The sequence below is a fragment of the Chromatiaceae bacterium genome, assembly GCA_024235395.1.
Taxonomy (GTDB): Bacteria; Pseudomonadota; Gammaproteobacteria; order Chromatiales; family Chromatiaceae; genus Thiosocius.
In genome coordinates this window covers 678826-704542 of the sequence record JACKMK010000004.1, presented here as the reverse complement: position 1 = coordinate 704542, position 25717 = coordinate 678826, and the positions used below count along the sequence as shown (strand labels likewise).

At 63.1% G+C, this 25717-nt stretch carries 24 protein-coding genes; 15 read left to right on the top strand and 9 right to left on the bottom strand.

Going from position 1 to position 25717, the window contains the following annotated elements:
• Positions 1–31: 31 nt before the first annotated feature.
• From H6955_21700 to H6955_21680, 5 genes are all read left to right on the top strand, one after another.
• A complete protein-coding gene (locus H6955_21700; protein MCP5316186.1) occupies positions 32–985 on the top strand; it encodes a DUF808 domain-containing protein in 954 nt (317 codons plus the stop codon).
• Positions 986–995: 10 nt separating this feature from the next.
• Positions 996–1799 (top strand): HAD-IIA family hydrolase, encoded by an 804-nt coding sequence (locus H6955_21695; GenBank protein ID MCP5316185.1) that lies wholly within the window; start codon positions 996–998, stop codon positions 1797–1799.
• Positions 1800–2205: 406 nt separating this feature from the next.
• Complete coding sequence (locus H6955_21690; GenBank protein MCP5316184.1) at positions 2206–3303, top strand: Re/Si-specific NAD(P)(+) transhydrogenase subunit alpha; 1098 nt, start codon at positions 2206–2208, stop codon at positions 3301–3303.
• A gap of 51 nt (positions 3304–3354) precedes the next feature.
• Complete coding sequence (locus H6955_21685) at positions 3355–3642, top strand: NAD(P) transhydrogenase subunit alpha (protein MCP5316183.1); 288 nt, start codon at positions 3355–3357, stop codon at positions 3640–3642.
• Between the two features lie 11 nt (positions 3643–3653).
• Complete coding sequence (locus H6955_21680; protein MCP5316182.1) at positions 3654–5054, top strand: NAD(P)(+) transhydrogenase (Re/Si-specific) subunit beta; 1401 nt, start codon at positions 3654–3656, stop codon at positions 5052–5054.
• Between the two features lie 33 nt (positions 5055–5087).
• On the opposite strand, the gene H6955_21675 is transcribed toward H6955_21680, so the two are convergent.
• On the bottom strand, positions 5088–7127 hold the full coding sequence (locus tag H6955_21675) for an EAL domain-containing protein (protein MCP5316181.1): 2040 nt from the start codon (positions 7125–7127) through the stop codon (positions 5088–5090).
• A 143-nt stretch (positions 7128–7270) separates the two neighbouring features.
• Here H6955_21675 and H6955_21670 point away from each other — a divergent pair, with 143 nt between their 5' ends.
• On the top strand, positions 7271–7675 hold the full coding sequence (locus H6955_21670; protein ID MCP5316180.1) for a sel1 repeat family protein: 405 nt from the start codon (positions 7271–7273) through the stop codon (positions 7673–7675).
• 64 nt (positions 7676–7739) lie between these two features.
• Positions 7740–11633 carry an ATP-dependent RNA helicase HrpA gene (gene hrpA / locus H6955_21665; protein ID MCP5316179.1) on the top strand — a complete coding sequence of 1298 codons (3894 nt, stop codon included), beginning with the start codon at positions 7740–7742 and terminating at the stop codon, positions 11631–11633.
• A 27-nt stretch (positions 11634–11660) separates the two neighbouring features.
• On the opposite strand, the gene H6955_21660 is transcribed toward hrpA, so the two are convergent.
• Positions 11661–11810 carry a hypothetical protein gene (locus H6955_21660; GenBank protein ID MCP5316178.1) on the bottom strand — a complete coding sequence of 50 codons (150 nt, stop codon included), beginning with the start codon at positions 11808–11810 and terminating at the stop codon, positions 11661–11663.
• Positions 11811–12087: 277 nt separating this feature from the next.
• Here H6955_21660 and H6955_21655 point away from each other — a divergent pair, with 277 nt between their 5' ends.
• The 4 genes from H6955_21655 to H6955_21640 all read left to right on the top strand — a co-directional run bounded on the left by H6955_21655 (position 12088) and on the right by H6955_21640 (position 14547).
• Positions 12088–12576, top strand: a complete 489-nt coding sequence (locus H6955_21655; protein MCP5316177.1) for a YchJ family protein — start codon at positions 12088–12090, stop codon at positions 12574–12576.
• The gene (locus H6955_21650) at positions 12573–13202 is read left to right on the top strand and encodes a DUF938 domain-containing protein (GenBank protein ID MCP5316176.1); all 630 of its coding nucleotides are present in this window, start codon (positions 12573–12575) and stop codon (positions 13200–13202) included. Before H6955_21655 ends, H6955_21650 begins: the two co-directional genes overlap by 4 nt.
• 104 nt (positions 13203–13306) lie before the next feature.
• Positions 13307–13939, top strand: coding sequence for a lytic transglycosylase domain-containing protein (locus tag H6955_21645; protein ID MCP5316175.1), 633 nt, complete (start codon positions 13307–13309; stop codon positions 13937–13939).
• Positions 13940–14022: 83 nt separating this feature from the next.
• Positions 14023–14547, top strand: a complete 525-nt coding sequence (locus tag H6955_21640; protein MCP5316174.1) for a redoxin domain-containing protein — start codon at positions 14023–14025, stop codon at positions 14545–14547.
• Between the two features lie 6 nt (positions 14548–14553).
• Here the strand turns inward: H6955_21640 and H6955_21635 are convergent, their stop codons facing one another.
• Together H6955_21635 and H6955_21630 are read right to left on the bottom strand one after the other, a co-directional pair.
• Positions 14554–14790, bottom strand: coding sequence for a hypothetical protein (locus H6955_21635; protein ID MCP5316173.1), 237 nt, complete (start codon positions 14788–14790; stop codon positions 14554–14556).
• A gap of 108 nt (positions 14791–14898) precedes the next feature.
• Positions 14899–15348, bottom strand: a complete 450-nt coding sequence (locus H6955_21630) for a hypothetical protein (GenBank protein ID MCP5316172.1) — start codon at positions 15346–15348, stop codon at positions 14899–14901.
• Positions 15349–15372: 24 nt separating this feature from the next.
• Between H6955_21630 and H6955_21625 the strand changes: the two genes are divergently transcribed.
• Both H6955_21625 and H6955_21620 read left to right on the top strand, forming a co-directional pair.
• Positions 15373–15783, top strand: a complete 411-nt coding sequence (locus H6955_21625; protein ID MCP5316171.1) for a phosphate-starvation-inducible PsiE family protein — start codon at positions 15373–15375, stop codon at positions 15781–15783.
• A gap of 19 nt (positions 15784–15802) precedes the next feature.
• Positions 15803–16159 carry a hypothetical protein gene (locus H6955_21620; protein MCP5316170.1) on the top strand — a complete coding sequence of 119 codons (357 nt, stop codon included), beginning with the start codon at positions 15803–15805 and terminating at the stop codon, positions 16157–16159.
• A 12-nt stretch (positions 16160–16171) separates the two neighbouring features.
• Here the strand turns inward: H6955_21620 and H6955_21615 are convergent, their stop codons facing one another.
• The gene (locus H6955_21615; GenBank protein MCP5316169.1) at positions 16172–17128 is read right to left on the bottom strand and encodes a hydrolase; all 957 of its coding nucleotides are present in this window, start codon (positions 17126–17128) and stop codon (positions 16172–16174) included.
• A 7-nt stretch (positions 17129–17135) separates the two neighbouring features.
• Positions 17136–18881, bottom strand: a complete 1746-nt coding sequence (locus tag H6955_21610; protein MCP5316168.1) for an ABC transporter ATP-binding protein — start codon at positions 18879–18881, stop codon at positions 17136–17138.
• Positions 18882–19030: 149 nt separating this feature from the next.
• Here H6955_21610 and H6955_21605 point away from each other — a divergent pair, with 149 nt between their 5' ends.
• Both H6955_21605 and H6955_21600 read left to right on the top strand, forming a co-directional pair.
• The gene (locus H6955_21605; GenBank protein MCP5316167.1) at positions 19031–19897 is read left to right on the top strand and encodes a M23 family metallopeptidase; all 867 of its coding nucleotides are present in this window, start codon (positions 19031–19033) and stop codon (positions 19895–19897) included.
• Positions 19898–19945: 48 nt separating this feature from the next.
• Positions 19946–21247 carry a TolC family outer membrane protein gene (locus tag H6955_21600; protein MCP5316166.1) on the top strand — a complete coding sequence of 434 codons (1302 nt, stop codon included), beginning with the start codon at positions 19946–19948 and terminating at the stop codon, positions 21245–21247.
• Between the two features lie 29 nt (positions 21248–21276).
• Here H6955_21600 and H6955_21595 read toward each other — a convergent pair whose 3' ends face one another.
• The 3 genes from H6955_21595 to H6955_21585 all read right to left on the bottom strand — a co-directional run bounded on the left by H6955_21595 (position 21277) and on the right by H6955_21585 (position 25714).
• Positions 21277–22149 carry a glycosyltransferase family 2 protein gene (locus tag H6955_21595; protein MCP5316165.1) on the bottom strand — a complete coding sequence of 291 codons (873 nt, stop codon included), beginning with the start codon at positions 22147–22149 and terminating at the stop codon, positions 21277–21279.
• A gap of 16 nt (positions 22150–22165) precedes the next feature.
• On the bottom strand, positions 22166–24121 hold the full coding sequence (locus tag H6955_21590) for a hypothetical protein (GenBank protein ID MCP5316164.1): 1956 nt from the start codon (positions 24119–24121) through the stop codon (positions 22166–22168).
• 114 nt (positions 24122–24235) lie between these two features.
• Complete coding sequence (locus tag H6955_21585; protein MCP5316163.1) at positions 24236–25714, bottom strand: glycosyltransferase; 1479 nt, start codon at positions 25712–25714, stop codon at positions 24236–24238.
• Between the last annotated feature and the right edge of the window lie 3 nt (positions 25715–25717).

The following is a 25717-nucleotide window of genomic DNA, read 5'->3' as shown; positions in this document are numbered from 1 at the left end:
CTGCCGCAGACAAACGACACAGGAACTGAGCATGGCGGCATCCAGCCTGTTGGCATTGATCGACGACATCGCGACGGTGCTCGACGATATCTCGTTGATGACCAAGGTCGCGGCGAAAAAGACCGCCGGCGTACTGGGCGATGACCTGGCATTGAATGCACAGCAGGTGGCGGGCGTCCGAGCGGATCGTGAGCTGCCGGTGGTCTGGGCGGTCGCCGCCGGTTCGCTGCGCAACAAAGCGATCCTGGTGCCAGCGGCGTTGGCGATCAGCGCGGTGATTCCCTGGGCGATCACTCCCTTGTTGATGCTCGGCGGGGCCTTCTTGTGTTTCGAGGGGTTCGAGAAGCTGGCGCATCGGCTCCTGCATTCACGGGCAGAAGATGCGCAGACCGAATCGCAGCTGACGGAGGCCCTCGGCGATCCCAGGGTCGACATGCGGGACATCGAGCGCGACAAGATCCGCGGTGCGATCCGCACCGATTTCATCCTTTCGGCGGAGATCATCGTGATCACGCTGGGGACTGTCGCCGATGCCGGTTTTGCGACGCAGGTTGCGGTGTTGATCGGCATTGCGTTGTTGATGACGGCTGGCGTCTACGGCCTGGTGGCCGGCATCGTCAAGCTCGATGATGCCGGCTTGTGGTTGAGTCGCTTTGCGGGGGAGGGGGGCGGCGCGCGCCTCGCGCGCTGGTCCGGGCGGCGCATTCTCGCGGCGGCGCCCCGGTTGATGAAGCTGCTGTCGGTTGCCGGCACCGCGGCGATGTTCCTGGTCGGCGGTGGGATACTGGTACACGGCCTGCCATGGCTGCATGAACTGATCCACGGCGCCACCGATGGTGTGCAGGCGATCCCGGCGCTCGGCGCCGTCCTTGCCGGTGTCACGCCAATGTTGCTGAATGCCGTGATCGGGATCGTCGCGGGCGGGTTGGTGTTGGCGACCGTCTCCGCCGGTCGCTGGGTCTGGCGGTCGTTCGGCGCAGGTTGAACCCAGGCCGATGGCAACGGCGAGGCGTTTCAAGGCGGTGTTGCTCGATATGGACGGCGTGCTGTTTCACGGTGACCGCGTGTTGCCGGGGGCTGCGCGTTTCCTGCACGCCATCGCCGCGTTGCCGCATTGTTTCGTCACCAACAACCCGATTCGGACGCCGCAGCAGATCAGCGACCATTTCGCCGCGCTGGGGCTGCCGCGACCGCGCCCGGAACGGATCCTGACCAGCGCCCTGGCGACTGCCGCGTGGTTGTCGTTGGAGAAGCCGGGCTTTCGCTATTACCCGGTCGGTGCCCCCGGCCTGGATGAGGCGCTGCGGGCCGTCGGTTCGTACGACGCCGAAGCGGCGGATTTCGTCGTCGTCGGCGAGGGCCCCGGCCTGGACTTTCACACGCTGACCACCGGCATCAACCTGATTCTCAAACGCGGTGCCCGCCTGGTGAGCACCAATCCCGATCACAACGTCGACGCCGACCGCGACGGCAGGCACCAGGTACTACCGGGCGGTGGGGCCCTGGTCGCGCCGTTCGCGGTGGCGACCGGCGTAGAGCCGGTGGTTGTCGGCAAGCCGCATCCGCTGTTGTACCGCATGGCGGTCGACCGACTCGCGCTTGCGGCGGGCGACTGCGTGATGGTCGGGGACCGGCCCGATACCGATATCGCCGGTGCGCAGGCGCTGGGCATGGCAACGGCGCTGGTGCGCAGCGGGCGGTTCGGGCCTGGCGCCGGCCTGCCCGCCGGGATCCGGCCGGATTGGGATACAGACTCGCTGACGGAGCTGGCGGAAGAATGGCGCAGCCTGGGGTTCTGACAGGCGCCGGGTGTCGTGCAGCGCCCAGAAGACGGTAAAAAAAACCAAAGCCGGTGAAAACCGGCTTCGAATGGGCGTCCTCAAAGGCGCCAGCGTCGTTTTTGTTGTTGTCTGTCGCGTTCCCTTGCGCTCGGCTTTTTTGCTTTCTGATCAAGCACATTGCGGGCCAATAAAAAATAAGCAAATATTTACAATATGTTGTAACTGAAAGTTCAGGTAGTCTTATATCAGGAATGTAAAAGGATCTGACGTTCGGTGCCCGTGTCGAACGGGTCTTGGACGTCGGCGGGTGTCGTCCTGGGCGGCCGTTGCCGGATGATGACCATTGATTTTGACCGTCCCGTCCGGTTCGGCCGATAATCGCCCGCTGATTCATGCCCCTACAGTCGAGTTTTTCAAAATAACTATGAAAATCGGTATTCCGAAAGAAATAGTCGATGGTGAGCGGCGCGTTGCGGCCACGCCGGACGTGGTTGCCAAGCTCACCAAGAACGGCCTGGCTGTGTGGCTGGAGCACGGAGCCGGTGAGGCGGCGGACTTCGAGGATGCGGCTTACGAGGCGGTCGGCGGACAGTTCACCGACGCGGCCGGCGCGCTCGGATGTGACATTGTCGCCAAGGTGCGCAAGCCCACGCCGGCCGAGGTGGAGCAACTGCGCGAAGGTGCGGTGTTGATCGGCCTGGCCGAATCCTGTGGCGACGACCCGGTGATCGCCGCGCTACAGACCCGTGGGGTGACGATGCTGGCGATGGAGCGGATTCCGCGGATATCGCGCGCGCAGTCCATGGACGCCCTGTCGTCGCAGAGCAATATCGCCGGTTATCGGGCGGTGATCGAAGCGGCCAGCCATTTCGGTCGCTTCATGCCGCTGATGATGACGTCGGCCGGCTCCGCGAAGCCCGCCCGTGTCGTGGTGCTCGGCGCCGGGGTGGCCGGCCTGCAGGCGATCGCGACCGCACGGCGCCTGGGGGCCGACGTACACGCCTATGACGTGCGTCCGGAGACGCGCGAGCAGATCCAGTCGCTCGGAGCCAAACCGATCGACCTGGATATCGGTGAGGAGGGCTCGGGCGAGGGGGGCTATGCCAAGGAACTCTCCGATGAGGCCAAGGCCCGCCAGCAGGCACTGCTCGCCGATGAACTGGCGAAGGCGCATGTCATCATCACGACCGCGTTGATCCCGTGCCGACCGGCGCCGGTGCTGGTCACGGAGGACGTCGTCAAGCGCATGCGCCCGGGTTCGGTGATCGTGGATCTGGCCGCATCGACCGGAGGCAACTGCCCGCTGACCGAAGCCGACAAGGTCGTGGTCAAGCATCGCGTGGTATTGGTCGGCCACACCAACTATCCGGCGATGATGCCGTCCGATGCGAGCGCGTTCTACGCACGCAATATTGCGAACCTGCTCGACATCATGCTCGAGCGCTCGGCGGACGGGGTCGTGTTGAAGGACCTGGACGCCGACGAGATAACACGCGCATCCCAACTGCGCCCGTCGACCTGAGGCGGCCGGCCGGGGCCACGGGTATTCGATTTTTGATTTGAGGAAAATACGATGCCAGACACACTGGTGGCACTCTATGTATTCGTTCTGGCGTGCTTCATCGGCTATTGGGTGATCTGGGGTGTCACGCCGTCGTTGCACACCCCCCTGGTCGCGCTGACCAATGCAATCTCAGGGATCGTGATCGTCGGAGCCTTGCTGGTGACCGGTCTTGAATCGGCCGGTACCCTGGCCGAGATCACCGGCTTCTTCGCGGTGCTGCTCGCCTCGATCAATGTGTTTGGCGGTTTCCTGGTCACCAACCGGATGCTTGCCATGTTTCGCAAAAAGAACAAATGAGGTCCTGAGGTATGCAGATCTCCGCAAATGCCCAGGCCATCGCCTATCTCGTCTCGGCCATTCTGTTCATCCTGGCGCTCAAGGGACTGACCCATCCCGCGACCGCGCGTCGTGGCAATTTCTACGGCATGGCCGGCATGGCGCTTGCGATCGTTGCGACGCTGCTCGGCAGCGACGTGCAGTCGTACGGGTTCATCATCGCCGGGGTGCTGGTCGGCGCGCCGATCGGTACCGTGCTGGCGATGCGCATACAGATGACGGCGATGCCGCAACTGGTTGCGGCGTTGCACAGTTTCGTGGGCCTCGCCGCAGTGTTGGTCGCGATCGGCACCTATTTCAACAAGCGCGATCTCGGGCAACTGAATGCGTTGTTGATGGGCGAGTTGTCAGCCGGCGTGATCATCGGTGCGATCACGTTCACCGGTTCGGTCATCGCATTCGGAAAACTGCAGGGACTGATCTCCGGCAAACCGGTCAAGTTCACGCTGCAGCATCAGCTCAACGCGGCAATCGCCCTGGCCGCGATCGCGTTCGGTGTGCATTTCGCGTCGTCGGGTGACGTGTCGTCGCTGGCCATCATGACGCTGCTGGCCCTGGTGCTGGGTGTGACGCTGATCATCCCGATCGGTGGCGCCGACATGCCGGTGATCATCTCGATGCTGAACAGCTACTCGGGGTGGGCGGCGGCGGCCACCGGTTTCACGTTGCACAACAATCTGCTGATCATCGTCGGCGCATTGGTAGGGTTCTCCGGGGCGATCCTCTCCTACATCATGTGCAAGGCGATGAACCGTTCGATCATCAATGTCGTGTTCGGCGGTTTCGGAAGCGAAAGCGCAGGTGCCCCGAGTGCCGGTGCCGCCGCGATGGAAAAGGGCGTACGTTCGGCGTCGGTGGAAGACGCGGTGTACTGGATGGAGGATGCGAACCGGGTGATCGTGGTGCCGGGGTACGGCATGGCGGTGGCCCAGGCGCAACACTCGCTGAAGGAACTGATGGGATTGCTCGAAGCGCGTGGTGTGGAGGTGCGCTTCGGAGTCCATCCGGTTGCAGGACGTATGCCGGGTCACATGAACGTGTTGCTCGCGGAAGCCGACATTCCCTACGACCACGTGCTCGAGATGGACGAGATCAACCCGGACTTTCCGTCCACCGATGTCACCCTGGTGGTGGGCGCGAACGACGTGGTCAATCCGGCAGCCAAAGAGGACCCTTCGAGCCCGATCTACGGTATGCCGATTCTCGAGGCGGGCAAGTCGAAGCAGGTGTATTTCCTCAAACGCTCGATGAACCCCGGCTATTCGGGGGTCGACAATCTGCTGTTCTACCAGGACAACACGGCGCTGATCTTCGGCGATGCGAAAGACACTATCGAGGGAATGGTCGCCGTGTTGAAGGGCAGCGCGCACTGATCGACGCTCGCGCAGAGAAGCGCGAGCCGAGGCTCAGGCGACGATCGAGTGCGAGATCTCGTGTGGGTCGCGCGCCTTCTGAATTTGCGTCTGGATGTCGCTCAGCGGTTCCGGGCGGTGCAGACCGAATCCCTGTGCGAAATCGACGTCGATCTCTTCGAGGATGCGCCGGATGCGGTGATTCTCGACGAACTCGGCGACCGTACGTTTGCCGAGTTTCTTGCCGATGCTGTTGATCGATTCGACCATGGCGCGGTTGATCGGATCGCGATCGATGTTGTGAATGAAGCTGCCGTCGATCTTCAGGTAGTCGACCTTGAGGTGGCGGAGCTGGTTGAATGACGACAGTCCGCTGCCGAAATCATCGAGCGCGAAACGGCAGCCCAGATCGCCGAGCGCATCGACCAATGCCGCCGCATTGGCCAGGCTGCGGATCGCGGTCGACTCGGTGATCTCGAAGCACAGCGACTGCGGCGGCACACCCGTCTCGGTGATCAGCGAGCGGACGAAGCGATGGAATTGCGGATCCGACGCGGCTGGGCCGCAGATGTTGATGTTCAGGCGAATGTTTTCTGCGGTCTTGCCGAAGCTGGCCAACCACAGCAGGCTGTTGCGGACCACCCAGCGATCGATGTCCGGCACGATGCCGTAACGTTCTGCGGCGGGTAGGAACTGGCCCGGTGGAATCAGCCCGAGGCCATCGTCGTCCTTCATTCGCAGCAGCACCTCCAGGGTGAGGCGACCGTCGTCAAGCGCATTGTTGATCGGCAGGATCATTTGTCCATACAGGACGAACAGGTCATTGCGGATCGCATCCGAAATCCGGCTGATCCAGCGCATCTCGCCAGAGCGGCGCTGCACGCTCTCGGCGTTGGCATTCGCCTGGTGTACCCGGTTGCGTCCTTCCTCTTTGGCGGAATAGCAGCAGGCGTCCGCGGTGCTGAGGAGTTCCTCGAGCGAGATCGAATCGGTCCCGAAGGGTACCAGGCCAATCGATGCGCCGACCTCGAACGTCTGGTGCTCCCATTCGAACCTGAAATCCTCGACCGTGTGGCGCAGTTTCTCGGCAACCGCCGCCGCATCGTCTGCCGCGGTGTAGCGCAGCAGCACGCCGAACTCGTCGCCACCGATGCGTGCCAGCACGTCGGAATGGCGCAACGAACCCTCCAGGGTCGACGACAGGTCCTTCAACAAGGCGTCGCCGGCGCGATGGCCGCAGGTGTCGTTGACCACCTTGAAGCGATCGAGATCCATGAACATCAGTGCATGCTTGGCCGGCGAGTATTTGGTCTGCTCCAGCGTCAGCCCGAGCGACGCCTCGAACGCCTGGCGGTTGAGCAAGCCGGTCAATACGTCGTGTGCCGCGTGGTGCGACAATTGGCGGTTGCGCTGCCCCGCGTTGACGATCACGAAGGTGGCGATCCCTACGGCAACGGCGAACGCGGCCATGCCGGCCATCATGGTCATCAGCAGTGCCTCGTGCAGGTCGCTGCCGGCCTCCTGGATCCGGACCTGGGCGGTCTGGTGGATGGTCCTGACCATCTCGTCCAGGCGCCCGAGAAGGGCCAGGTGTCCATCTATCGATGCCTGTACCGCAGCGTTGCGTTCCGTCTTGCCGACCGAGTCGTCAAACAGTGATCGCAGTGCGCGCGTGTTCGGTGGACCGACGCGACCGGCGGTGGCATCCAGCATCTGGAATATGCGTCGTTCCCCGTCTGTCGTCAGCGTATTGATCAGGGACTGGCGTGCGCGTATGTACTTGCCGGCATGCGCGAAGAAGCGCATCTTCTCGTCGTCGCGATCGAACGGGTCTGCGAGCGTCGCCATGGCGCGCAGGCTATCGATACGTTCGCGAATCGCCTCGCGCATGGTGTAGGCGAGGACCGTCTTCATCCCCGCATCGCGGACCAGTCTCGAGATCTCGTCGTTGTGATGGCTGGTGGTGTGGTAGCCGCCGATGATCGAGATCAGCAGGATACCGATGATCAAAGCGAAACCGAGCGTCGTGATCGCGCGGACGTCGTAGCGTCTGACCAGTGGGTTGGCGGTCGAATGAAGGGTCGGTTCGCGCACGTTGGACGGGTGCCTCGTAGGGTGATGCTCGTCGTGATCGGTGACGTCGCGAGAGTCCCTTCGCTGCTTTTATAGTGGCTGTCGCATACAATTCTTTAGAGACGACAGCGTCTTGTAAGGGTGTTCGGAAGTAACGTCCTAAGATGAGATTTTATTGCTTACTGTGTGTCATCTGCGTGCTCGTGCCGCCCGCGACGAGTGCCGATCGGTCGGCCGGTGCACTGTCGGCCTGGCAGCGTGGCGATCGTGCCGAAGCCATCGCCTTGTGGGTCGACCTGGCCGACCGGGGCGACGCTCAGGCCAACCTGGTTCTGGGCCATGTCTACCGCCGTGGTCTGGGTGTTGACCGCGACGCGCCGCGGGCTGCCGCGCGTTATCGACGGGCCGCTGAACTCGGTGATGCCGAGGCGCAGTACGAACTGGGATTGATGTACGAGCTCGGGATCGGTGTAACGGCCGATCCCGGCGAGGCGGGGCGCTGGTACGCCATGTCTGCGGCGCAACACTGTCCGGGCGAACTGGGCGTGGTCGAGCGGCTGTTGCACTGAAACGGTCGCGGCATGCCGCGGCGACGCGACGCTATAATCGCGGCCTTTGCTTCGGTGTCCTGCCTTGCCCGAGTCGAACGACAACTTCGATAAGTGCCTGCTGCGCGACCGTCCTCGGTTGCGGCGTCTGCGTGGCCGATTGGGGGAGGATGCCGCCGCCGCGGACCAGCTGGCATTCGACGAGGCAGTGCAACGCTCGGTGGCGATTGCGGGGCGGCGTACGGAACAACGACCGACCGTGGGTTTCCCGGAGGCACTGCCGATCACCGCGCGGCTGGACGAGATTCGCGCCTTGATCCGCGATCATCCGGTCGTCGTTCTGTGCGGTGCGACCGGTTCGGGCAAGTCCACGCAACTGCCGAAGATCTGCCTGGACCTGGGGCGAGGCGTTTTTGGCCGCATTGGGCACACGCAGCCGCGACGCATTGCGGCGCGCAGCCTGGCGAGCCGGATCGCCGACGAGCTGGGGCAGGAGATCGGACAGAGCGTCGGTTACAAGGTGCGCTTTCGGGACCATGTCGCCGACGAGACGCAGATCAAGCTGATGACCGATGGCATCCTGCTGGCGGAGATACGCCACGACCGGGATCTGCTCGAATACGACACCCTGATCATCGACGAAGCCCACGAGCGCAGTCTCAACATCGATTTCCTGCTCGGTTATCTGTACAAGCTGCTGCATCGGCGCAGCGATCTCAAGCTGATCATCACGTCGGCAACCATCGACCCCGGCCGCTTCTCCCGCCACTTCGGTGACGCACCGGTCATCGAGGTGTCCGGACGGGCCTTTCCGGTCGAGGTGCGCTACCGGCCACCCGTGGAGCCAGGGGCCGGCGAACGTGACGAGGCGATGCAGCAGGCAATCGTCGACGCGATCGACGAACTGAGTCTCGAGGGTCGTGGCGACATCCTGGTGTTCCTTTCGGGAGAGCGTGAGATCCGCGAGACCAGCGAGTCGCTGCGCAAACACAAGATGCTGCACAGCGAGGTGATCCCGCTGTACGCGCGCCTGAGCCCGGCGGAACAGGCGCGTGTGTTTGCACCGAGCGGGCGGCGGCACATCGTGCTCGCGACCAATGTCGCCGAGACCTCCTTGACGGTGCCTGGTATCCGATACGTCATCGATGCGGGTTTCGCGCGTATCAGCCGCTACAGCGCGCGCAGCAAGATCCAGCGCCTGCCGGTGGAACGCATCTCGCAGGCCAGTGCCGAGCAGCGCAAGGGGCGTTGCGGCCGGGTTGCCGAAGGCATCTGCATCCGTCTGTACGACGAAGACGACTTCGAGGCGCGCACCGCATTCACAGAGCCCGAGATCCAGCGCACCAACCTCGCGGCCGTCATCCTGCAGATGGCTACCCTGGGTTTCGGTGACGTCGGTTCCTTTCCGTTCGTCGATCCTCCGGACAACCGACTGGTCCGTGACGGCTACAAGCTGCTCGAGGAGCTGGCCGCGGTCGATACCCGGCAGCGCGTCACCCGGCTGGGCCAGAAACTGGCGCGCCTGCCGGTGGATCCGCGGATAGGCCGCATGCTGATCGCTGCCGCGGAGACAGGTTGTCTGCGCGAGGTCGTGATCATCGCCGCTGCGCTGTCGGTGATGGATCCGCGTGAACGGCCCGCCGAAAAACGCCAGGAGGCGGACGAGGCGCATGCGCAGTTCAACGACGAGCGCTCGGACTTCATCGCCTACCTGAAGCTGTGGGCATTCCTCGAAGAAAACCGTCGGCATCTGACTCGACGCAAGTTCGAACGCCTGTGCCGCTTGCATTTTCTCTCCCCGACGCGGGTACGCGAGTGGCACGACGTGCAGGTACAGCTGCGCGTCCAGCTCCACGAACTCGGTTATCGCGACAATGAACAGGACGCCGACTACGCGACCCTGCACCGCGCCCTGTTGAGTGGATTGCTGAGCAACATCGGCATGCGTACCCAGGGCGATGCGCGCGATTACCTGGGTGCGCGCAACCGTCACTTCCATGTCTTTCCCGGGTCCGGACTGTTCGCCAGGCAACCGAAGTGGGTGATGGGCTCCGAACTCGTGGAGACGACGCGGTTGTACGCGCGCATCGTCGCGGCGATCGAACCGGGATGGGTCGAGCCGCTGGCGAAGCACTTGGTCAACCACAGCTATTCGTCGCCGCGCTGGCAGGGCCGTGCCGGACAGGTCGCGGCTGACGAGAAGGTGACCTTGTACGGTCTGCCGATCGTTCCGCGGCGCAAGGTCAACTACGGCCCGATCGATCCACAGCAGTCGCGCGACCTGTTTCTGCGGCATGGTCTTACCGAAGGCGACATGAACACGCGCGCCCCGTTCTGGCGTCACAACCGCGAGATGATCGCCGAACTGCACGATATCGAGGCGAAATCGCGGCGGCGCGACATCCTGGTCGACGAGGAGGTGATCTACGGTTTCTACGCGAATCGCGTACCCGATGGCATCTACAGCGTCGCTCAACTCGAGACGTGGCTGCGCGGCCTGCCGTCCGACCGGGCGAAGGTGCTGCATATGCGCAGGCAGGACCTGCAGCGTGCGGACATGGAGCTCGACTGGGTCGCGCAGTACCCGGACCATGTCGACCTCCAGGGCACGCGTCTGCCGCTGCACTACCATTTTGAGCCCGGGGAGGCCGGCGACGGCGTGACCCTCAAGGTGCCGGTCACGGTGCTCGGCCAGCTGACGCCGGGGATGGTCGACCGGATAGTGCCGGGCCTCTTGCGCGAGAAGGTCACCGCGCTGCTGAAGTCGCTGCCCAAGGCGCTGCGCCGGCAACTGGTACCGATTCCGGATTTCGCCGAACGATGCCTGGCGGTGTTGCCGGCGTCGGACGCGCCGCTGATCCAGACCCTGGGCGCGACACTGAAGCAGCTGACCGGTATCCATATCCCCGAAGACGCGTGGCAACCCGAACAGCTGCCCGACTACCTCAAACTGCGCATCCGGGTCATGGACGCGGAGGGCAGGAGCGAGGTCGCGGTCTCGCGGTACCTGGCGGAGTTGCAGCTCGAGTTCGCCGGTCAGGCGCGTGCGCTGCCACCCAGCGGGCCCGGTCCGGCGACACTTGCCGAGCAGCGACTGGTCGACTGGACCTGCGACGTGCTGCCCGCGGAGGTTACCCAGCGTGCCGGCGGCATGCGGATTCGCGGGTTCCCGGCAGTCATCGACCGTCGCGACCACGTCACGGTCGAGATCCTCGACAGCCTGCCAGCCGCCCAGCGAGCGCACCGTGCCGGCGTCCGCCGGTTGCTGATGCTGCGCGAAGCGAAGATCGTGCGCGGTCTGAAGAAAGACGTGCGTGGTCTGCAGGCGATGCGCCTGCAGTACGCGAACGTGGCGCCGGCGCCGGCGCCGACCGGCGAGCCGGCCGACGCGATCGACGTGCTCGACGAGATCCTGGAGCTGGCATTCGACCGGGGCATGCCTGACGACGTGTGGTCGGTGCGGGATCCGGACGGATTCGCTCGGCTGCGCGACGCGGTCAGGCCGCAGCTGGTGGGACTGGTGCGTCAGACTGGCGATCTGGCGGCGCAGATCCTGGAGGCTGCGCACCGACTGCGCGCCCGGCTTGCGGCGACCACCCAGACCCACTGGCGCGACGCGGTCACCGACATGCAGGCGCAACTGGACCGACTGGTGTTCCGCGGGTTCCTGCACGGGACCGACGCGAACCGGCTGGTCGATCTGCCGCGTTACCTCAACGCCTTGGAACTTCGCCTCGACAAGCTTGCCGTCGCTGCGGCCCGCGATGCCGAGCGCATGCAGGAAATGGCCGCGCTGCAGGCCGACTGGCTGGCCCGCCAGCACGCCGCCGAACGGCAACGGCAGGTCGATCCACGGCTCGAGGAGATCCGCTGGATGCTGGAGGAGTTGCGGGTGTCCCTGTTTGCCCAGGCGTTGAAGACGCCTTACCCGGTTTCGGTCAAGCGGATCATCCGACGCTGGCAGGCATTGGGCCTTTGAGCGGAGCGGTGTCCCAGGACCTGTCCGCTATGGCGCCCGGCGGGCGCGCTTGATCTCACGTTCGATCAGCAGGGTGATCCAGTTCGAAAGGCTGCGGCCGTCAGACTCGGCCAGTTTCTTGGCCTCTTTCTTCAGCTGGCTATCGATGCGGAAATTGATCACCTTTTCTTTCGGCATTGAACAGGGCCTGTCCGGTGTGTATTATTTGTATATACAAAGTGTGCAACGCATTTTAGCAGAAGGCAGCCTCAGATGGAGTATCAGACGGCAAGGTCCGAACTACAGTCACCACCGCACAGGGTCCCGCTGCTCGCACTGGCCCTCGAGACCGGTACCGTGCTCGCGGTGACGCTCCTGCTCGCGTGGTGGTTCTGAACGCGACAATCTGCGTGAGCGCAGCCGATTCGCGGTAGAATCCGCCGCGTTCCCACGGTTCGACGAAGCAAGAGTATCCATGTCTGGCTGTCACTGCGGCTCGGGCCGCCCCTACGAGGCGTGTTGTGCGCCGTACATCTCCGGCGAGGCGATTCCGCCGACGGCCGAAGCCCTGATGCGTTCGCGCTACAGCGCCTATGTGGAGAACGCGATCGACTACCTGGGCGAGACACTGCACCCGGACCACCGTCACGACTGGGATCGGGATGCGACACGGCGCTGGTCCGAGGGTGCGCAATGGCTCGCGCTCGAGATCGTCGATGCACCGCCGGTGCAGCCGGATGAGGACGAGGCCTGGGTCGAGTTTATCGCCACCTTCGACGAGGGTGGCAAGGTGCAGAAGCATCACGAGCGCAGCCGTTTCGCACGTCACCGTGGGCGCTGGTACTACGTCGACGGGCAGCTGCCGAAGCCGCAGACACTGCGCCACGAGGCGCCCAGGGTCGGACGCAACGATCCCTGTCCTTGCGGCAGTGGCAAGAAATACAAGAAGTGCTGCGGGGCATGACCCGCGACGCCGTGAACCGGCCGTTCGCCGAGTCCTGCGTAGAAAACCGGGAACCGATTGCGGCCGTGCTGCGCGGGCGCCTGACGCGCTGTTCGACACTGCTCGAGATCGGCAGCGGTACCGGGCAGCACGCGGTGTACTTCGCGCCCGAGCTGCCCCACCTCACGTGGCACACCAGCGACCGGGCGGAAAACCTCGACGGTATCAACGCCTGGCTGGACGCCGAGCCGTCTGACAACATCCGTCGCCCGATCCGTCTGGACGTACTCGAGGACCGGTGGCCCGGCGGACCCTTCGACGCGGTGTTCAGCGCCAATACCGCGCATATCATGCCGACCGGGGCGGTCGAGGCGATGTTTCGCGGGGTGGGGCGGGTACTGGCGGACGCAGGCCTGTTCCTGCTCTACGGCCCGTTCTCGTACGATGGACGGCACAATGCGCCCAGCAACGCGCGTTTCGATGCATGGCTGAAGGATCGCGACCCTGCGATGGGCGTGCGCGATCTGACCTGGCTGACGGAGCTCGCGACCGCGCAGGGCCTGGTGCTCGAAGAAGACGTCGAGATGCCGGTCAACAACCGGATCCTGGTTTGGCGAAAGGGTTCGCAGTTTGCAGCGCCCGGTTAAAGTCGACCGCCGGAATCGCCGTTAACCTCCACACGGACATCATCACGGCGGCGTCGGCCCTTGCCTCGTCCGCAGGTGCTAATATTCGCCGCGGGTATCGAAACATGCATATCACGATCAAATTTCTGCTGGTCTGCGCGCTCGCCGTGCCGTCGCTCGCGGCCGCGGAGGTGTACAAGTATCGTGATGCACGCGGCCATATACATCTGACCGACAAACCGATGCGCGGCATGCAGCTCCTCAAGCGCTATTCGATCTCGACCGGCGGTGGAGTCAAGGCCACCGCGCCGGGCAGCTCGACGGCGCTCGCCGACATGTACCGGCGACGCGATCGCTTGACTCCCTTGATCGAACGCGCCGCGCAAGACAACGATCTGCGTCCCGAACTGGTACACGCCGTGGTGCGCGCGGAGTCGGCGTACCGTGCGGACGCGATATCGTCGAAAGGGGCCGTCGGGCTGATGCAGCTGATGCCGGCGACCGCCGAGCGCTACGGCGTATCCGACCGGAGTGACGCCGCGCAGAATCTGCAGGGCGGCAGCGCCTACCTGCGCGACCTGTTGCAGCTGTTCGATCAGGATCTACGGCTTGCGCTGGCCGCGTACAATGCGGGTGAGAACGCCGTGATCCGGTTTGGCAACCAGATTCCGCCCTACGACGAGACCCAGGGTTACGTGCGTCGGGTCATGCAGTTCTACAACGACCAGCGCGACGGAGAGCGCATCGCGCTGCGCTAGACCGGTGCCGCAGGCTGCGGCTACCCGGATGCATCTCTCCCGGCCGGCCACGGTCCTCTATTCAGCGCCTGCGGAAAGACCAGATGGGAGATCCACAGACTACGCAGCAAGGCCCGCGACGAGCCCGACGTTGGGTCCGATGGGTGCGCGATCTGTTGATCCTGCTGGCGATTGTCGTTGCGGTGCAATGGTGGCAGGCGCGCGATCTCGCCGGGGGCAGGGCACCTCCGCTGGTCGGTCTGCTGGTTGACGGCTCGCCATACCAGCTGGAAACGACCGAAGGCCCGGTCATGGTGCATTTCTGGGCGACCTGGTGTCCGGTATGCCGCCTTGAGCAGGACAACATCGCCAGCATCGCCGCCGACGGCCGGGTGGTGACGGTCGCGACCAGTTCGGGCAGTGCAGAGGATGTCGCGGCCTATCTGGAGGACCAGGGGTTGGCGATGCCGGTGGTCCTGGATGAGCGGGGCGACATCGCACAGGCGTGGGGAGTGAACGGGGTCCCGGCGACGTTCATCGTCGATCGTGGAGGCGAGATCCGCAGTGCCCACATGGGATACGCGACCGAGCTCGGATTGCGCCTGCGACTGTGGTGGGCCCAGTGGTAGGCGCGCTCAATCCTCGCCGATGACCCGTTCTTCGCGCGGAGCGCTGAGCAGCTTTTCTGCCTCCACCTGATTTTTCGCAAAGATCAGCCGGCAATCGCGGGCGCTCCCTGCGCTTTGCAGTTCTGCGCGCTTCTCGCGTGCCAGGTTGCGCGCCGTCTTGAAGTTGTCGAAGGTCTCGATATGCTCAAGCGACTTTTTCGGGCTGTCGGCGTGCTTGGTGACGTAGTAGACGAAGTAGGGCATGGCGTGTATCGCTCCGCTCAAATGAGGTCCGGCGCGGCCATTCTAGCCGAGCCGTGCGTGCTCCGAGCACCTGAAACCGCGTGTTTCGCCGGGTGATGGTGTGGCCCACTAACCGGAAGCAGCGGGTGCGGACTTCAGGTTGTGCAGGTGCTCGCGCAGCTGTTGTTCGCGCTGCTCGTACAGCCGATTGACGGCGCCGGGCATCAGGGTCGCCCCCAGTCCGTCGCCACGTGCGCCCAGGCTGAGTTCGAGCATCTTCTTCTCTGCGGCGAAGAAGGCTTCCCAGGCCGCGACGTTGTGTTCGAACTGCTGTCGTTCGCGGGCGTCCAGCCGGGACCGGATCTCGTCACCGAGCTGCTGTATGTGCGCCTGCAGGGCGCTGCGCGCGCGATGCTCACAGGCGGCGATGGCGCCCGGATCGCGGGCTTTCGCGATGCAGTCCCTCAGCCCGTCGGCAACCGGCGCCGCCGCATTCGCCCCGGCTGCGGTCAACACCAAGCACAGCGGCAGCAGCGGGGCTTTGCAGCGCCGCGATACCTTGGTTAGGCTTGCGGACATCCAATGCCAGCGGAACCTGCAGCGATGACGCAACACGTGCTCGATGAGAAACTGATCAACCTTGGCAATAAGCTGTTCGAGATCTTTCATCTGGTTGGCCTGTTCGTGATCGGCGCAGCGATCGTCTGGGCCTCTTGGGTCGAGGTGTTCGACATCATCGCGCAGGGCGGGCCGAAGATCAAAGACGTCCTGTTGCTGTTCATCTACCTGGAGCTGGGTGCGATGGTCGGCATCTATTTTCAGACCAAGCATCTGCCGGTACGTTACCTGATCTATATCGCGGTCACTGCGCTGACCCGGGTGCTGGCGGTCGACATAAAATCGATGTCGGATACGCATATGCTGACGCTCACCGGCGCCATCCTGATCCTGACGTTGTCGGTGCTGGTGCTGCGCATTGGCAGCACGCGATTCGGTGACAAGGAAGTCATCTGAGGGGAAGGTGGTCACCGGCATGAGTGGGTTCCCCAAGATCCAGCGGGCGATTCCGCAAAGACGCTATCAGTACGGCGAATATGCGGTGACCGTGCTCGGCGATATCGAGTCCGGCGACGGGCGAGACTACCGCTTCATTGCGGCCTTCGTGCGCGAGGGCGAATCTCAGCCGCGCCTGTTTGTCGCCAGCGAGCGACTGCCGCCGGGCCGGCGTGGCGACGGCAGCCATGCCCTGCGCCTGATCAACAGCGCGATGGACGAGGTGCTGGACGTCGGTGACCAATGGGCTGTGCTGGACGCCTTTGTCGATCAGGCGCTACAACTCGGCGCACAGACGCTGGGACTCGACCAGGAGGTCCCATACCAGCTGATGTAAGCGGTGAGAGCATCAGTCCGCGGCGATCCATTGCGCGATCCGCCGTTCGGCGTAGTAGTCGGGCCAGCCCGGCAGGCGACCGCCGATGAATCCGGCGTGGCCACCGTGTGGCGTGAGTTCCAGAAAGACGTTTTCGGGCAGTTCGTCGGATGCCGGCGGCGTGTCCGGGAACATGAACGGATCGTCCTGTGCGTGCAGGATCAATGTCGGCACGCGGATGTTCGCGATGAACGGGCGACTGCTGCACCGGCTGTAGTAGTCGTCCACGCCGTCGAATCCGTGCAACGCCGCGGTGACCTGGTCGTCGAACAGGCGGAAGGTGGTGAGCCGCCCCACGTCCACGTCCAGCGGCGATGACATGCGCGAGAACTTGCGCCGGTAGGCCGCCTGCATGCTCGTGACCAGGTGGCGTTGGTAGAGGCGCGACAGGCCATGTTGCAGACGGTCGGCAGCGGCGTCCAGGCGGAACGGCACCGAGAGGGCCGCGGCACGGCGCAGCGGCGATGCGGGCCCTTGTTCGCCCAGCCATTTCAACAGCACGTTGCCGCCGAGTGACACCCCGACTGCCGCGAACGGCGGGCCACCGCTGACGGCGGCGATGTGTTCGAGCAGGCGCTGCGGGTCGTCGGTCTTGCCACTGTGGTAGCTGATCGGAAGTCGATTGGGGACGCCGCTGCAGCCGCGAAAATGCATCAGGCAGGCGCGCAGCCCCTGGCGGTTGAGGTGGTGCATCAACGCCCCGGCGTAGTGGGAATGGATGCTGCCCTGCAGACCGTGAAACAGCATCACGATGGGCGCGTCGTCCGGGCCGGACCAGGCGAGATCGAGAAAGTCCCCGTCATCGAGTTCGAGCCGTTCCCAGGTGACTTGCAGGCGTGGCCTGCGGCGCAGCAACGCCGGCCACAGCGTCTGCGCGTGCGCGCTGCGCAACCACCAGGCGGGTCGGAACCGGCTGTGAATCAGCGGCACGGGTGGGTCACGATTCCGCGTGCTGGTACAGGCTGGCGTACAGGCCGTCGCTGCGCATCAGTTCCTCGTGGCTGCCTTCCTCGACGATGCGTCCGTCCTCGAATACCAGCGCGCGATCGGCCTGACGCACGGCGCTGAGGCGGTGCGCGACGATCAACGTCGTCCGTCCACTGAGGAACTCGCGCAGCGCGCCGTGCAGGCGCTGTTCAGTGGTGGTGTCGAGCGCCGAGGTCGCCTCGTCGAGGATGACGATTTTCGGATCGCTCAACACCATCCGTGCCACCGCCAGCCGCTGGCGCTGCCCCCCGGACAGGCGGATGCCGCCGCGTCCGACCACGGTATCGAGTCCGTTCGGCAACGCACGCACGACCTCGTCGAGTTGCGCGATCCGCAGTGCGCGCCAAAGCCGCTGTTCGTCGATCGGTCGGCCGAGCGTGAGGTTGCCCCGTATGCTGTCGTTGAACAGGGCGGGGTGCTGCAACACCGTCGCTACGTTGTCGCGCACGACGTCCAGGCCGATCTGGGTCACCGGTACGTCATCGAAGTACACCTGGCCGCGTTCGGGCAGGTAGAGACCGAGCAGTATCTGGACCAGGGTGGTCTTGCCGCCGCCGCTGGCCCCGACCAGCGCGACTTTCTCGCCGGCGGCAATCCGCAGATTGAGGTCCTTGAGCACCGGCGGGCCCTCACCGTAGCGAAAGCAGACGTCCTCGATGCGGATGCTGGTGGTCTGCTTGCCGTGAAACGGATCCACCAGGTTCGGATAGTGCGGCTCCAGCCCGACGTCCATCAGCTGGTTGATCCGGGCGAGCGCGGCCTTGGCGGCCTGGTAGGCGTACTGAATGTTCAGGATCTCCTGCACGGGCGTCATCATGAACCACAGGTAGGCGTAGACCGCGAGCATCTCGCCGATCGTCAGATTGGAATACAGCACCATGAACATCGACAGGGCGCGGAACAGGTCGAAGCCAAACAGGAACACCATGAACGACAGGCGGTTCGCGGCATCGCTCTTCCAGGTGAAACTCGCGGAATGGTCACGGATACGCCCCGCGGCCGTGATCACGCGCTGCACATAGTGGCGTTCGCGGTTGCTTGCGCGGATCTGCTGGATGGCGTCGAGGGTCTCGGCGAGTGATTCCTGGAACGCCTGGTAAGCCGAGTTCTCGCGCGCCTTCAACGATTTCACGCGCCGCCCGAACACCGTGGTCAGGTAGATCACGACAGGATTGAGCAGCAGGATGAACAGCGCGAGCTGCCAGTGCATCCACAACAACACCAGCGCGGTGCCGATCACGCTCAACACGGCTACGATGAACTTGCTGGTGGACTGCGAGACAAACTGGTCGATGGCGTCGAGGTCGGTGACCAGGTGCGAGGCGACCGTGCTGCTGCCGAGCGTTTCGTACTCGGCCATCGAGAAACGTTCCAGGCGCTGCAGCAGGGTGCGTCGGATGCTGAAGATCACGTCCTTGGCGATCAGCGTGAATTCACGCGTCTGCCAGACGTTGAACACCAGGGTAAACAGGCGGAGCAGCAGGGTCAGTGCGAGGATTGCGAGGATGTACAGAGCCGGTCCGTGCCATGCCTCGGGAAACAGCGCGTTCATCGTGCCGACCGCTGCCGCCGGTTGGTCGAGGAGGACCTCGTCGACCAGCAAGGGTATCAGCAGCGGCACCGGCACGGCCGCCAGTGCGCCGAGTACCGCGACCAGGTTCGCGGCGACCAGTTCGCGGCGATGCCGCGCGATCATTTGGATAACCTCGGGCCAGGTGTAGACTTCGGAACGCAGGGTCGGCATTGGATCGCGAGTCTTGGGCATGCCGGCAGTCTAACAAAGTCACCGCTGCGACCGTCCTGGTTGCGGCGTCGCGCGGTGGGAGGAGGAAGGCGTTGTTGCGCATGTTTTGGGTGGCCGTGTTGGGCCTGTCGATGACCGGGGTGGCGGCGGCTGAAACAGCTGACGCGCAGCCCCCGGTGGCCATTTCCGGTCAGCTGGTGCAGGGCGGCCTGGCGTTCGGGTCGACGCACCCGGGGAGCCGTGTCTTTCAGGATGGCGTACCGCTGAGAGTCAGCGCCAATGGCGACTTCCTGCTCGGGTTCACACGCGATGCGCCGGCGACGTCAGACCTGCGCGTCGTGATGCCGGACGGCGGGGTCGTCGAGCGCACCCTGCAGGTGGCTGCGCGCGAGTACCAGATCCAGCGCATCGATGGCCTGCCACCGGGCAAGGTGAGCCCGCGCAGCCCGGCGGATCTCGCCCGGATCCGGCGCGACACGGCGGCCGTCAAGGAGGCGCGCCGGCGCGACGATGACCGGCAGGATTTCGCCGGTGGTTTCGTCTGGCCGGTGACAGGCCCGATCACCGGCGTGTACGGCAGTCAGCGCATCCTCAACGGCGAGCCCCGTCGACCGCATTTCGGCGTCGATATCGCCGCGCCGGTGGGCACCGCGGTATATGCCCCGGCGCCGGGCATCGTGACGCTGGCCGAACCGGATATGTTCTTCTCCGGCGGCACCCTGATCCTCGATCACGGCTACCGGCTGAGTTCGAGCTTCCTGCATCTGCACAAGCTCCACGTGCGCACCGGGGATCGCGTCGAGCGCGGTGACCTGATCGCCGAGGTCGGGGCGACCGGCCGCGTCACCGGGGCCCATCTGGACTGGCGGATGAATCTGCGTGACCGGCGCATCGACCCGCAGTTGCTGGTGCCGCCGATGCCCGACACCGCCGCGTTGGAGAGTGCCTCGGCGGGTAGTCGGCCATAAAATTATGTTATCGTTTATAAATGTGGATTTGATAGGGAACAGCCGCCCATGAAACGCGTTGCAATGTTGATCCTTCTGGCAGTCGCTGTCGGCCGGGTGGAGGCCCAGGACCTGCTGGCGACCTATGAATTCGCCAGCACCAACGATCCGTCACTGCGTGCCGCGCGCGCGACCCGCGACGCGAATCTGGAGGCACTGCCGTTGGCGCGCTCGCAGTTGCTGCCGCTGGTGACGCTGAGCGGCGAAGCCACGTACAACAACCGCGACGTGCGAGACTCGGCGGCGGGTTCCTTCACCGACGACTATCCCGCGGGCAATGCCGGCATCCGGCTTACCCAGCCGATCTATCGCAAGGATCTCTCCATCCAGCGCGACCAGGCCGAAGACCAGGTCGCGCAGGCGGCGGTCGACTACGCGACTGCGGAGCAGGATCTGATCGTACGTGTCACGCAGGCCTATTTCGGCGTCTTGTCCGCGCTGGACACGCTGACGTTCACCGATGCGGACGTCAAAGCGATCGCCCGGCAGCTCGACCAGGCCAAGCAGCGGTTCGATGTCGGCCTGATCGCGATTACCGACGTCAACGAGGCACAGGCGCGATACGACCAGGCGCGCGCCGATTCGATCGTGGCGCAGAACGATCTCGACGACGCGATCGAGTCGCTTTCCGAGATCACCGGTGTGCCCACGGGCACGCTGGCGCTGCTTCAGAAGGGGGTGGAGCTCAAGGAACCGGACCCCGGCAGCCTCGACGAATGGACGGCGATGGCGCTGAAGAACAACCCGGGGATCATCTCCGCCCAGTACGACGCCGAGATCGCCAAGAAGGAGATCGAGCGGCAGGATGCCGGGGATTCGCCCGCGCTGGATCTGGTCGGCTCATACACCATGGCGCGCACGGGTGCCAACAACGGTACCGACGTCAACGACGCCCTGGTCGGTCTGCAGCTGAGCATGCCGCTGTATACCGGTGGCGGGGTCGCTGCGGCGACGCGTCAGGCACGTTACCGCTACGAGGCGGCGCAGGAGGTGCTGGAACAGCGACGCCGGGCGATCCAGACCCAGGTCCGCAACGCATACCGCGGCGTGCTTGCCAGCATCAGCCGCGTGCGTGCGCTGGAGGCCACCGAGGTGTCGGCGAAGAGCGCGCTGGAGGCCACCGAGGCGGGCTTCGAGGTCGGCACCCGTACCCTGGTCGATGTGCTCAACAGCCAGCGGGAACTGTTCCGTGCCAGGCGCGACCTGGCATTGTCGCGTTACGACTACATCCTGAACATGCTGTCGCTGCGCCAGGCCGCGGGGACGCTGGATGCGCAAGACGTGCGGGCGGCAAATGCCTGGCTGGAATGAACGGCCCGGAGACCTGGAGCAGGTAAGCGCTATTCGCGTTCGCGGCGCGCGAACATGAGATTGGTGATCTGCTCGGAGACAATGCCGATCAGGAACGTCAGCAGCCCGGTCATGTACAGCAGCGCGCTCATGTTGGTGAAGCGGCCCTGGTCGAAATAGGTGTATGCGTACAGCGCCGTCGCACCGGTAAACAGAAAGATGCTCACCGGCAGGAACAGTTTGAGTGGTGAGTACAGCGCCCCGATCTTGAAAATGATGACCAGGAAGCGTACACCTTCGCGCCAGATCTTGAGGTGACTTCGCCCCTCGCGTCGCTGCACATCGATCGGTTCGTACGCGACCGTGTAGCCGGACCGGAAGAATGCCATCGTGCTGGTCGTGGGGTACGAAAATCCATTCGGCAGGAGATGCAGGAACTCGCGGAAACGATGGGCGCGGCAGATGCGGAGTCCGCTGGTCAGGTCGAGGATCCGCTGCCCGGTCATCCAGCTTGCCAACCGGTTGAACGTGAAATTGCCCAGGCGGCGAAAACCACTCGCATGATCGGCCGCCCGCCGGGCGCCGACGACCATATCCAGGTCGGCGGACTTGAATCGCCGCCACAGGCGGACCAGGTGAGCGGCCGTGTGCTGGCCATCGGCATCGATCATCGCCAGATTTCGGCCGTTTGCCGCCCGTGCGCCGCGCTTGATCGCCGCACCATTTCCCATCCGGTAGGGATTGCTGACCACACGGCATTCGAATCGGCTGCACGTAGCGGTCGTGTGGTCATCCGAGCCGTCATCGACAACGATGATCTCCGCCTCAGGGAACGCCTGGCGTAACTCGGGCAGGAGCGTCTCCAGGCTGCGTGCCTCGTTCAGCGCCGGCAGGATGATGCTCAGTTCGATGTCTTGCTGCACCACTCGATTACTCGTTTCAATTCCGTGAATCGCGCATCAGTTCAGCGATCGCGGTGGCGGTCTGCTGCGTCTGGTCTGCATTGCTGGCCGTTTTTTGTGCTTTTTCCAGTGCTGCCAAGGCCTCTTCCGTCCGGCCCAGCCTGCGCAGGATATCAGCTAGCTTGACATGATAACTCCACTGTTCCGGCCAGGCATCGGTTGCGGCTTTTGCGTGGGGTAGTGCCAGCTCCAGATCCCGAACCACGAACTCGTAGTATTCGCGATAGGCCGCTTCGATGCCCGCCCTGCCGGTCGGGTTCCAGCCCGGATTGGCGAGCGCCGCTTCGAAAAGCGACTCGAGGTCGTCACCGGAGAGCTTGACCCCGTTGGAGCGCTGCCATTTGACCAGAAAACTGAACTGGCTGACCGAGACTTTGGTGGGACCGACTAGACCATTACGTAATGCGAACCGCACGCGCTCAATCGTCTCACTATCCGGTACGCGGTCCAAATACTGGTCCAGTACCATCATGCCGAATAGACAGTTGATACACTCTGGATCAGCTGCCAAGCCGTTTTGCAACAGGGTTCTTGTAGTGTCGCCAAGTGTTCCACCGAGCTGTGGGTTTCTGGATATGGCGTTGATCATCACCTGCGCTGCGAAGAAGTTGGCTCGCGGCGAGCGTGGATGATTCTCGGCTGCGGTGATGGCGAACTCTTCGATACTTGACCAGTGCAGCGTCCGCAAATAAGTAACAAATGAATAGGTGAGCAATAAAAGCAACCCCAGGATCAACGCCGCTCTTGCCAATCGAAAATGCTGCGCGCCGACCATGATGAGATGCGTCAGAAACAGGATTGGTCCAACGCTGGCGAGGTAGTTGCGGTGTTCGAATACCATCTCGAGTGGAAAAGCTGACGACTCCAGCGAATGGCTGGCGAGGAAGAACAGGACTGCAAAGGCGAATACTGGCCACCTTGTTCGGGCGACGATCGCCCCGATCGTCAACCCGATGAGTCCGACTATGGCGAGTATCGTGAAAGGTGGTTCGATCAGCCCCGTCGACTTGGCGATATCATCGTGAAACAGGCCATAGGCAGAAATGTCCGGCACGAACAGCCATTTTAAGTACAGCCAAAGGACGCGCGCCTGGGTCATCAGGCGCTCGTCGAGCGTGAAAGGACGTCCGTCATGGTTGAAATACCCAGGGTGCAGGATGAAGTAAACAACCGCGGCAACGATCGGTAGCGCAACGTACAAGACCTGGATCGATCTGACGAACGTGCGGCTCGGGGATAACGGAAGCCGATTTAACAGTGTGAACTCGGCTGCCAGCAGCAACAACGGGAACAGCCCAGCACTCTCTTTGGCAAGGAATCCGACCATGGCCAACGGGGCTGCTGCAATGACCCATGCCGCGCCGGGCCGGCCTTCGGAAAGTCGGATCCTTCCATAGATGTAACTGGTCAACCCGGCTAGCTCGAACAGCGTCGAGATCTGCGTCATTCGCTGCACCGTGTACAGAACGGTGCTCACGTGCAGTGGGTGTAGCAACCAGAATGCCGCCGCGACGAGTGCGAACAGGTGGGCGGTGCGGCGGTCCGCATCGGGTCCGTACAGTGTGCGAAACACAAGCTTGGCCAAAAGGAACACAACAACACCGCAAATCAGGTGGATCGCGAGATTGGTGGCTTTGAACGACCAGCTGTCCAGACCGGCAAGCGCATGGTTGATACCAAAGCTGACTTGGGCCAGGGGTCGGTTGGACGGGAAAGCACTGAACGACGAATCCCAGGCGCGGCTGAGGTTGGACCAGGACAACGAATCGATTTTCACCCAGCGGTTCTGCGTGATGTGAATGCTGTCATCGAGCAGGAACGGGCCATGTAGACCGCGGGCATAAACGAAAATCGTCGCCCCAACCAAAATCAGCAGAAGTCCATAGGTAACAAAAGAAGCGGCTGCAGAACTGCGATTGGATGGTGTTTGCATCGATTGATATCCAGATATGGGGATTGTTTAACGCAGAGCGCCGAGGATCGTCACGGGTTTGACCCGTCAAGGAGCGCGCAATTCGCGCGAAGAACTACGAGTGCGCATACGCATTCAGACTTGCTTTTTCCACTTGTCCAGCCGCCGTCGCACAAAATGTTCGAATACGCGTACGGGTGCGGCGATTTTCCACGCCACCGAGGCGTGGGTCTGCTCGATATAGTTCCGCAGTGTTGCTAATTGTTCCTGATACTGCCGAATCCCTTCCCGATAGTGATGCATCAAAGCTTCCGAGTTCGCCTGGATGTTGGCTTGATCGCGAGAGTGCTGACGGTATTCAAGCAGTGGGAGAGCAAGGTGGCCTGCGCTCCATCCAGCATCGATGAAGCGACGAAACAGGTTGTAGTCCTCGGGCAACGGCTTTGCATCCTGGTAACCACCGACTGCTTCAAATGCAGCGCGCCGGAAGAGCGACGAGCCATGAATAAAATTTCGCTCCTTTAGCAGGTGACGCGCGGCTTCGTCGAATTCAGGGTACTGGATGATCCAAAACTTGTTCGCGACCTTTCTTCCAGGCCAAAGCTTTATCTGATCGGCAGCAACCTGATCGGCTCGTGGTCCAAAGAGTGCAACGTCGGTGTATGCGACCGACATGTTCGGGTCGGTACCGAGCAAAGCCGAAGTACGCTCGAGAAAGTCGCTGCGAAACCGATTGTCTGCTCCGAGAATGCAGACATAGTCGCCGTGCGTCAGTCGGATCGCTTTGTTGAAATGATTGATGATGCCGAGGTTCTCCTCGTTTCTATTTACACGGATCAAGTCGGGATATCTGCGTGCAAAATCCTGAGCAATCATCCATGTGTCATCGGTTGAATGATCGTCGCTTATCAGAATCTCGTCCGGCGGGACCGTCTGGCGAAGCACCGATTCAATCGCTTCGACCAGGTAAGCTCCGTAATTGTATGATGCAATAACGACAGACACCGATTGCTTGCGCAGTCGCAATTCGTTCGTTGCAGTCTCACGGTTCAATGCATATCGATCGGTATCGGTGCCCTGGTTGCAGGACAGGGCGCCGACAAAGCGATTTTTTACGGCCTCTTTGAGATCGCTATCGAAGTCGCCATGCGGGTAGGCAAACCAACGGAATCCGGACGGATCCAATTGACGCAGATCGTCTGCGACATCCAATTCACTCGCGATTGCCTCCGGGTCTCGAACACCTTTCAGATTGATGTGGCTGTGGCTGTGCCATTGCAGCCGCCCGCCCATGGCGACCATCGATGCGAGCTCTTCCAACCCCGCAAACTCGGCTTTCGGTTCGATGCTGTCAAAGTCGTTGCTGGCCCCGATGTGCTGTCCAGAGATGAAAAGCTCGAACGGAAACCCAAATCGCTGCAGTAGTGGGGCAGCAAACTCGTGGATGTTCCTATAAACACCGTCGAACGTGATGACCACGTGGTCCGGGTTTGTCGGATCGTAATCGTCTAGATAAACAACATGCCTATCCCGCAGCGCATGTAACTGCTGGTAAAAGTTATCGACATCCACCCACCACATCGTCGGCGAGTCCGGAGCCACTTTGTGATACATCAA

Excerpts from the sequence above, each read along its gene's own strand:
- H6955_21700 (MCP5316186.1), top strand. The coding sequence starts at position 32 with ATGGCGGCATCCAGCCTGTTGGCATTGATCGACGACATCGCGACGGTG.
- H6955_21695 (MCP5316185.1), top strand. The coding sequence starts at position 996 with ATGGCAACGGCGAGGCGTTTCAAGGCGGTGTTGCTCGATATGGACGGC.
- H6955_21690 (MCP5316184.1), top strand. The coding sequence starts at position 2,206 with ATGAAAATCGGTATTCCGAAAGAAATAGTCGATGGTGAGCGGCGCGTT.
- H6955_21685 (MCP5316183.1), top strand. The coding sequence starts at position 3,355 with ATGCCAGACACACTGGTGGCACTCTATGTATTCGTTCTGGCGTGCTTC.
- H6955_21680 (MCP5316182.1), top strand. The coding sequence starts at position 3,654 with ATGCAGATCTCCGCAAATGCCCAGGCCATCGCCTATCTCGTCTCGGCC.
- H6955_21670 (MCP5316180.1), top strand. The coding sequence starts at position 7,271 with ATGAGATTTTATTGCTTACTGTGTGTCATCTGCGTGCTCGTGCCGCCC.
- H6955_21660 (MCP5316178.1), bottom strand. The coding sequence starts at position 11,810 with ATGCCGAAAGAAAAGGTGATCAATTTCCGCATCGATAGCCAGCTGAAG.
- H6955_21655 (MCP5316177.1), top strand. The coding sequence starts at position 12,088 with ATGTCTGGCTGTCACTGCGGCTCGGGCCGCCCCTACGAGGCGTGTTGT.
- H6955_21650 (MCP5316176.1), top strand. The coding sequence starts at position 12,573 with ATGACCCGCGACGCCGTGAACCGGCCGTTCGCCGAGTCCTGCGTAGAA.
- H6955_21645 (MCP5316175.1), top strand. The coding sequence starts at position 13,307 with ATGCATATCACGATCAAATTTCTGCTGGTCTGCGCGCTCGCCGTGCCG.
- H6955_21640 (MCP5316174.1), top strand. The coding sequence starts at position 14,023 with ATGGGAGATCCACAGACTACGCAGCAAGGCCCGCGACGAGCCCGACGT.
- H6955_21635 (MCP5316173.1), bottom strand. The coding sequence starts at position 14,790 with ATGCCCTACTTCGTCTACTACGTCACCAAGCACGCCGACAGCCCGAAA.
- H6955_21630 (MCP5316172.1), bottom strand. The coding sequence starts at position 15,348 with ATGTCCGCAAGCCTAACCAAGGTATCGCGGCGCTGCAAAGCCCCGCTG.
- H6955_21625 (MCP5316171.1), top strand. The coding sequence starts at position 15,373 with ATGACGCAACACGTGCTCGATGAGAAACTGATCAACCTTGGCAATAAG.
- H6955_21620 (MCP5316170.1), top strand. The coding sequence starts at position 15,803 with ATGAGTGGGTTCCCCAAGATCCAGCGGGCGATTCCGCAAAGACGCTAT.
- H6955_21610 (MCP5316168.1), bottom strand. The coding sequence starts at position 18,881 with ATGATCGCGCGGCATCGCCGCGAACTGGTCGCCGCGAACCTGGTCGCG.
- H6955_21605 (MCP5316167.1), top strand. The coding sequence starts at position 19,031 with ATGTTTTGGGTGGCCGTGTTGGGCCTGTCGATGACCGGGGTGGCGGCG.
- H6955_21600 (MCP5316166.1), top strand. The coding sequence starts at position 19,946 with ATGAAACGCGTTGCAATGTTGATCCTTCTGGCAGTCGCTGTCGGCCGG.
- H6955_21590 (MCP5316164.1), bottom strand. The coding sequence starts at position 24,121 with ATGCAAACACCATCCAATCGCAGTTCTGCAGCCGCTTCTTTTGTTACC.
- H6955_21585 (MCP5316163.1), bottom strand. The coding sequence starts at position 25,714 with ATGTATCACAAAGTGGCTCCGGACTCGCCGACGATGTGGTGGGTGGAT.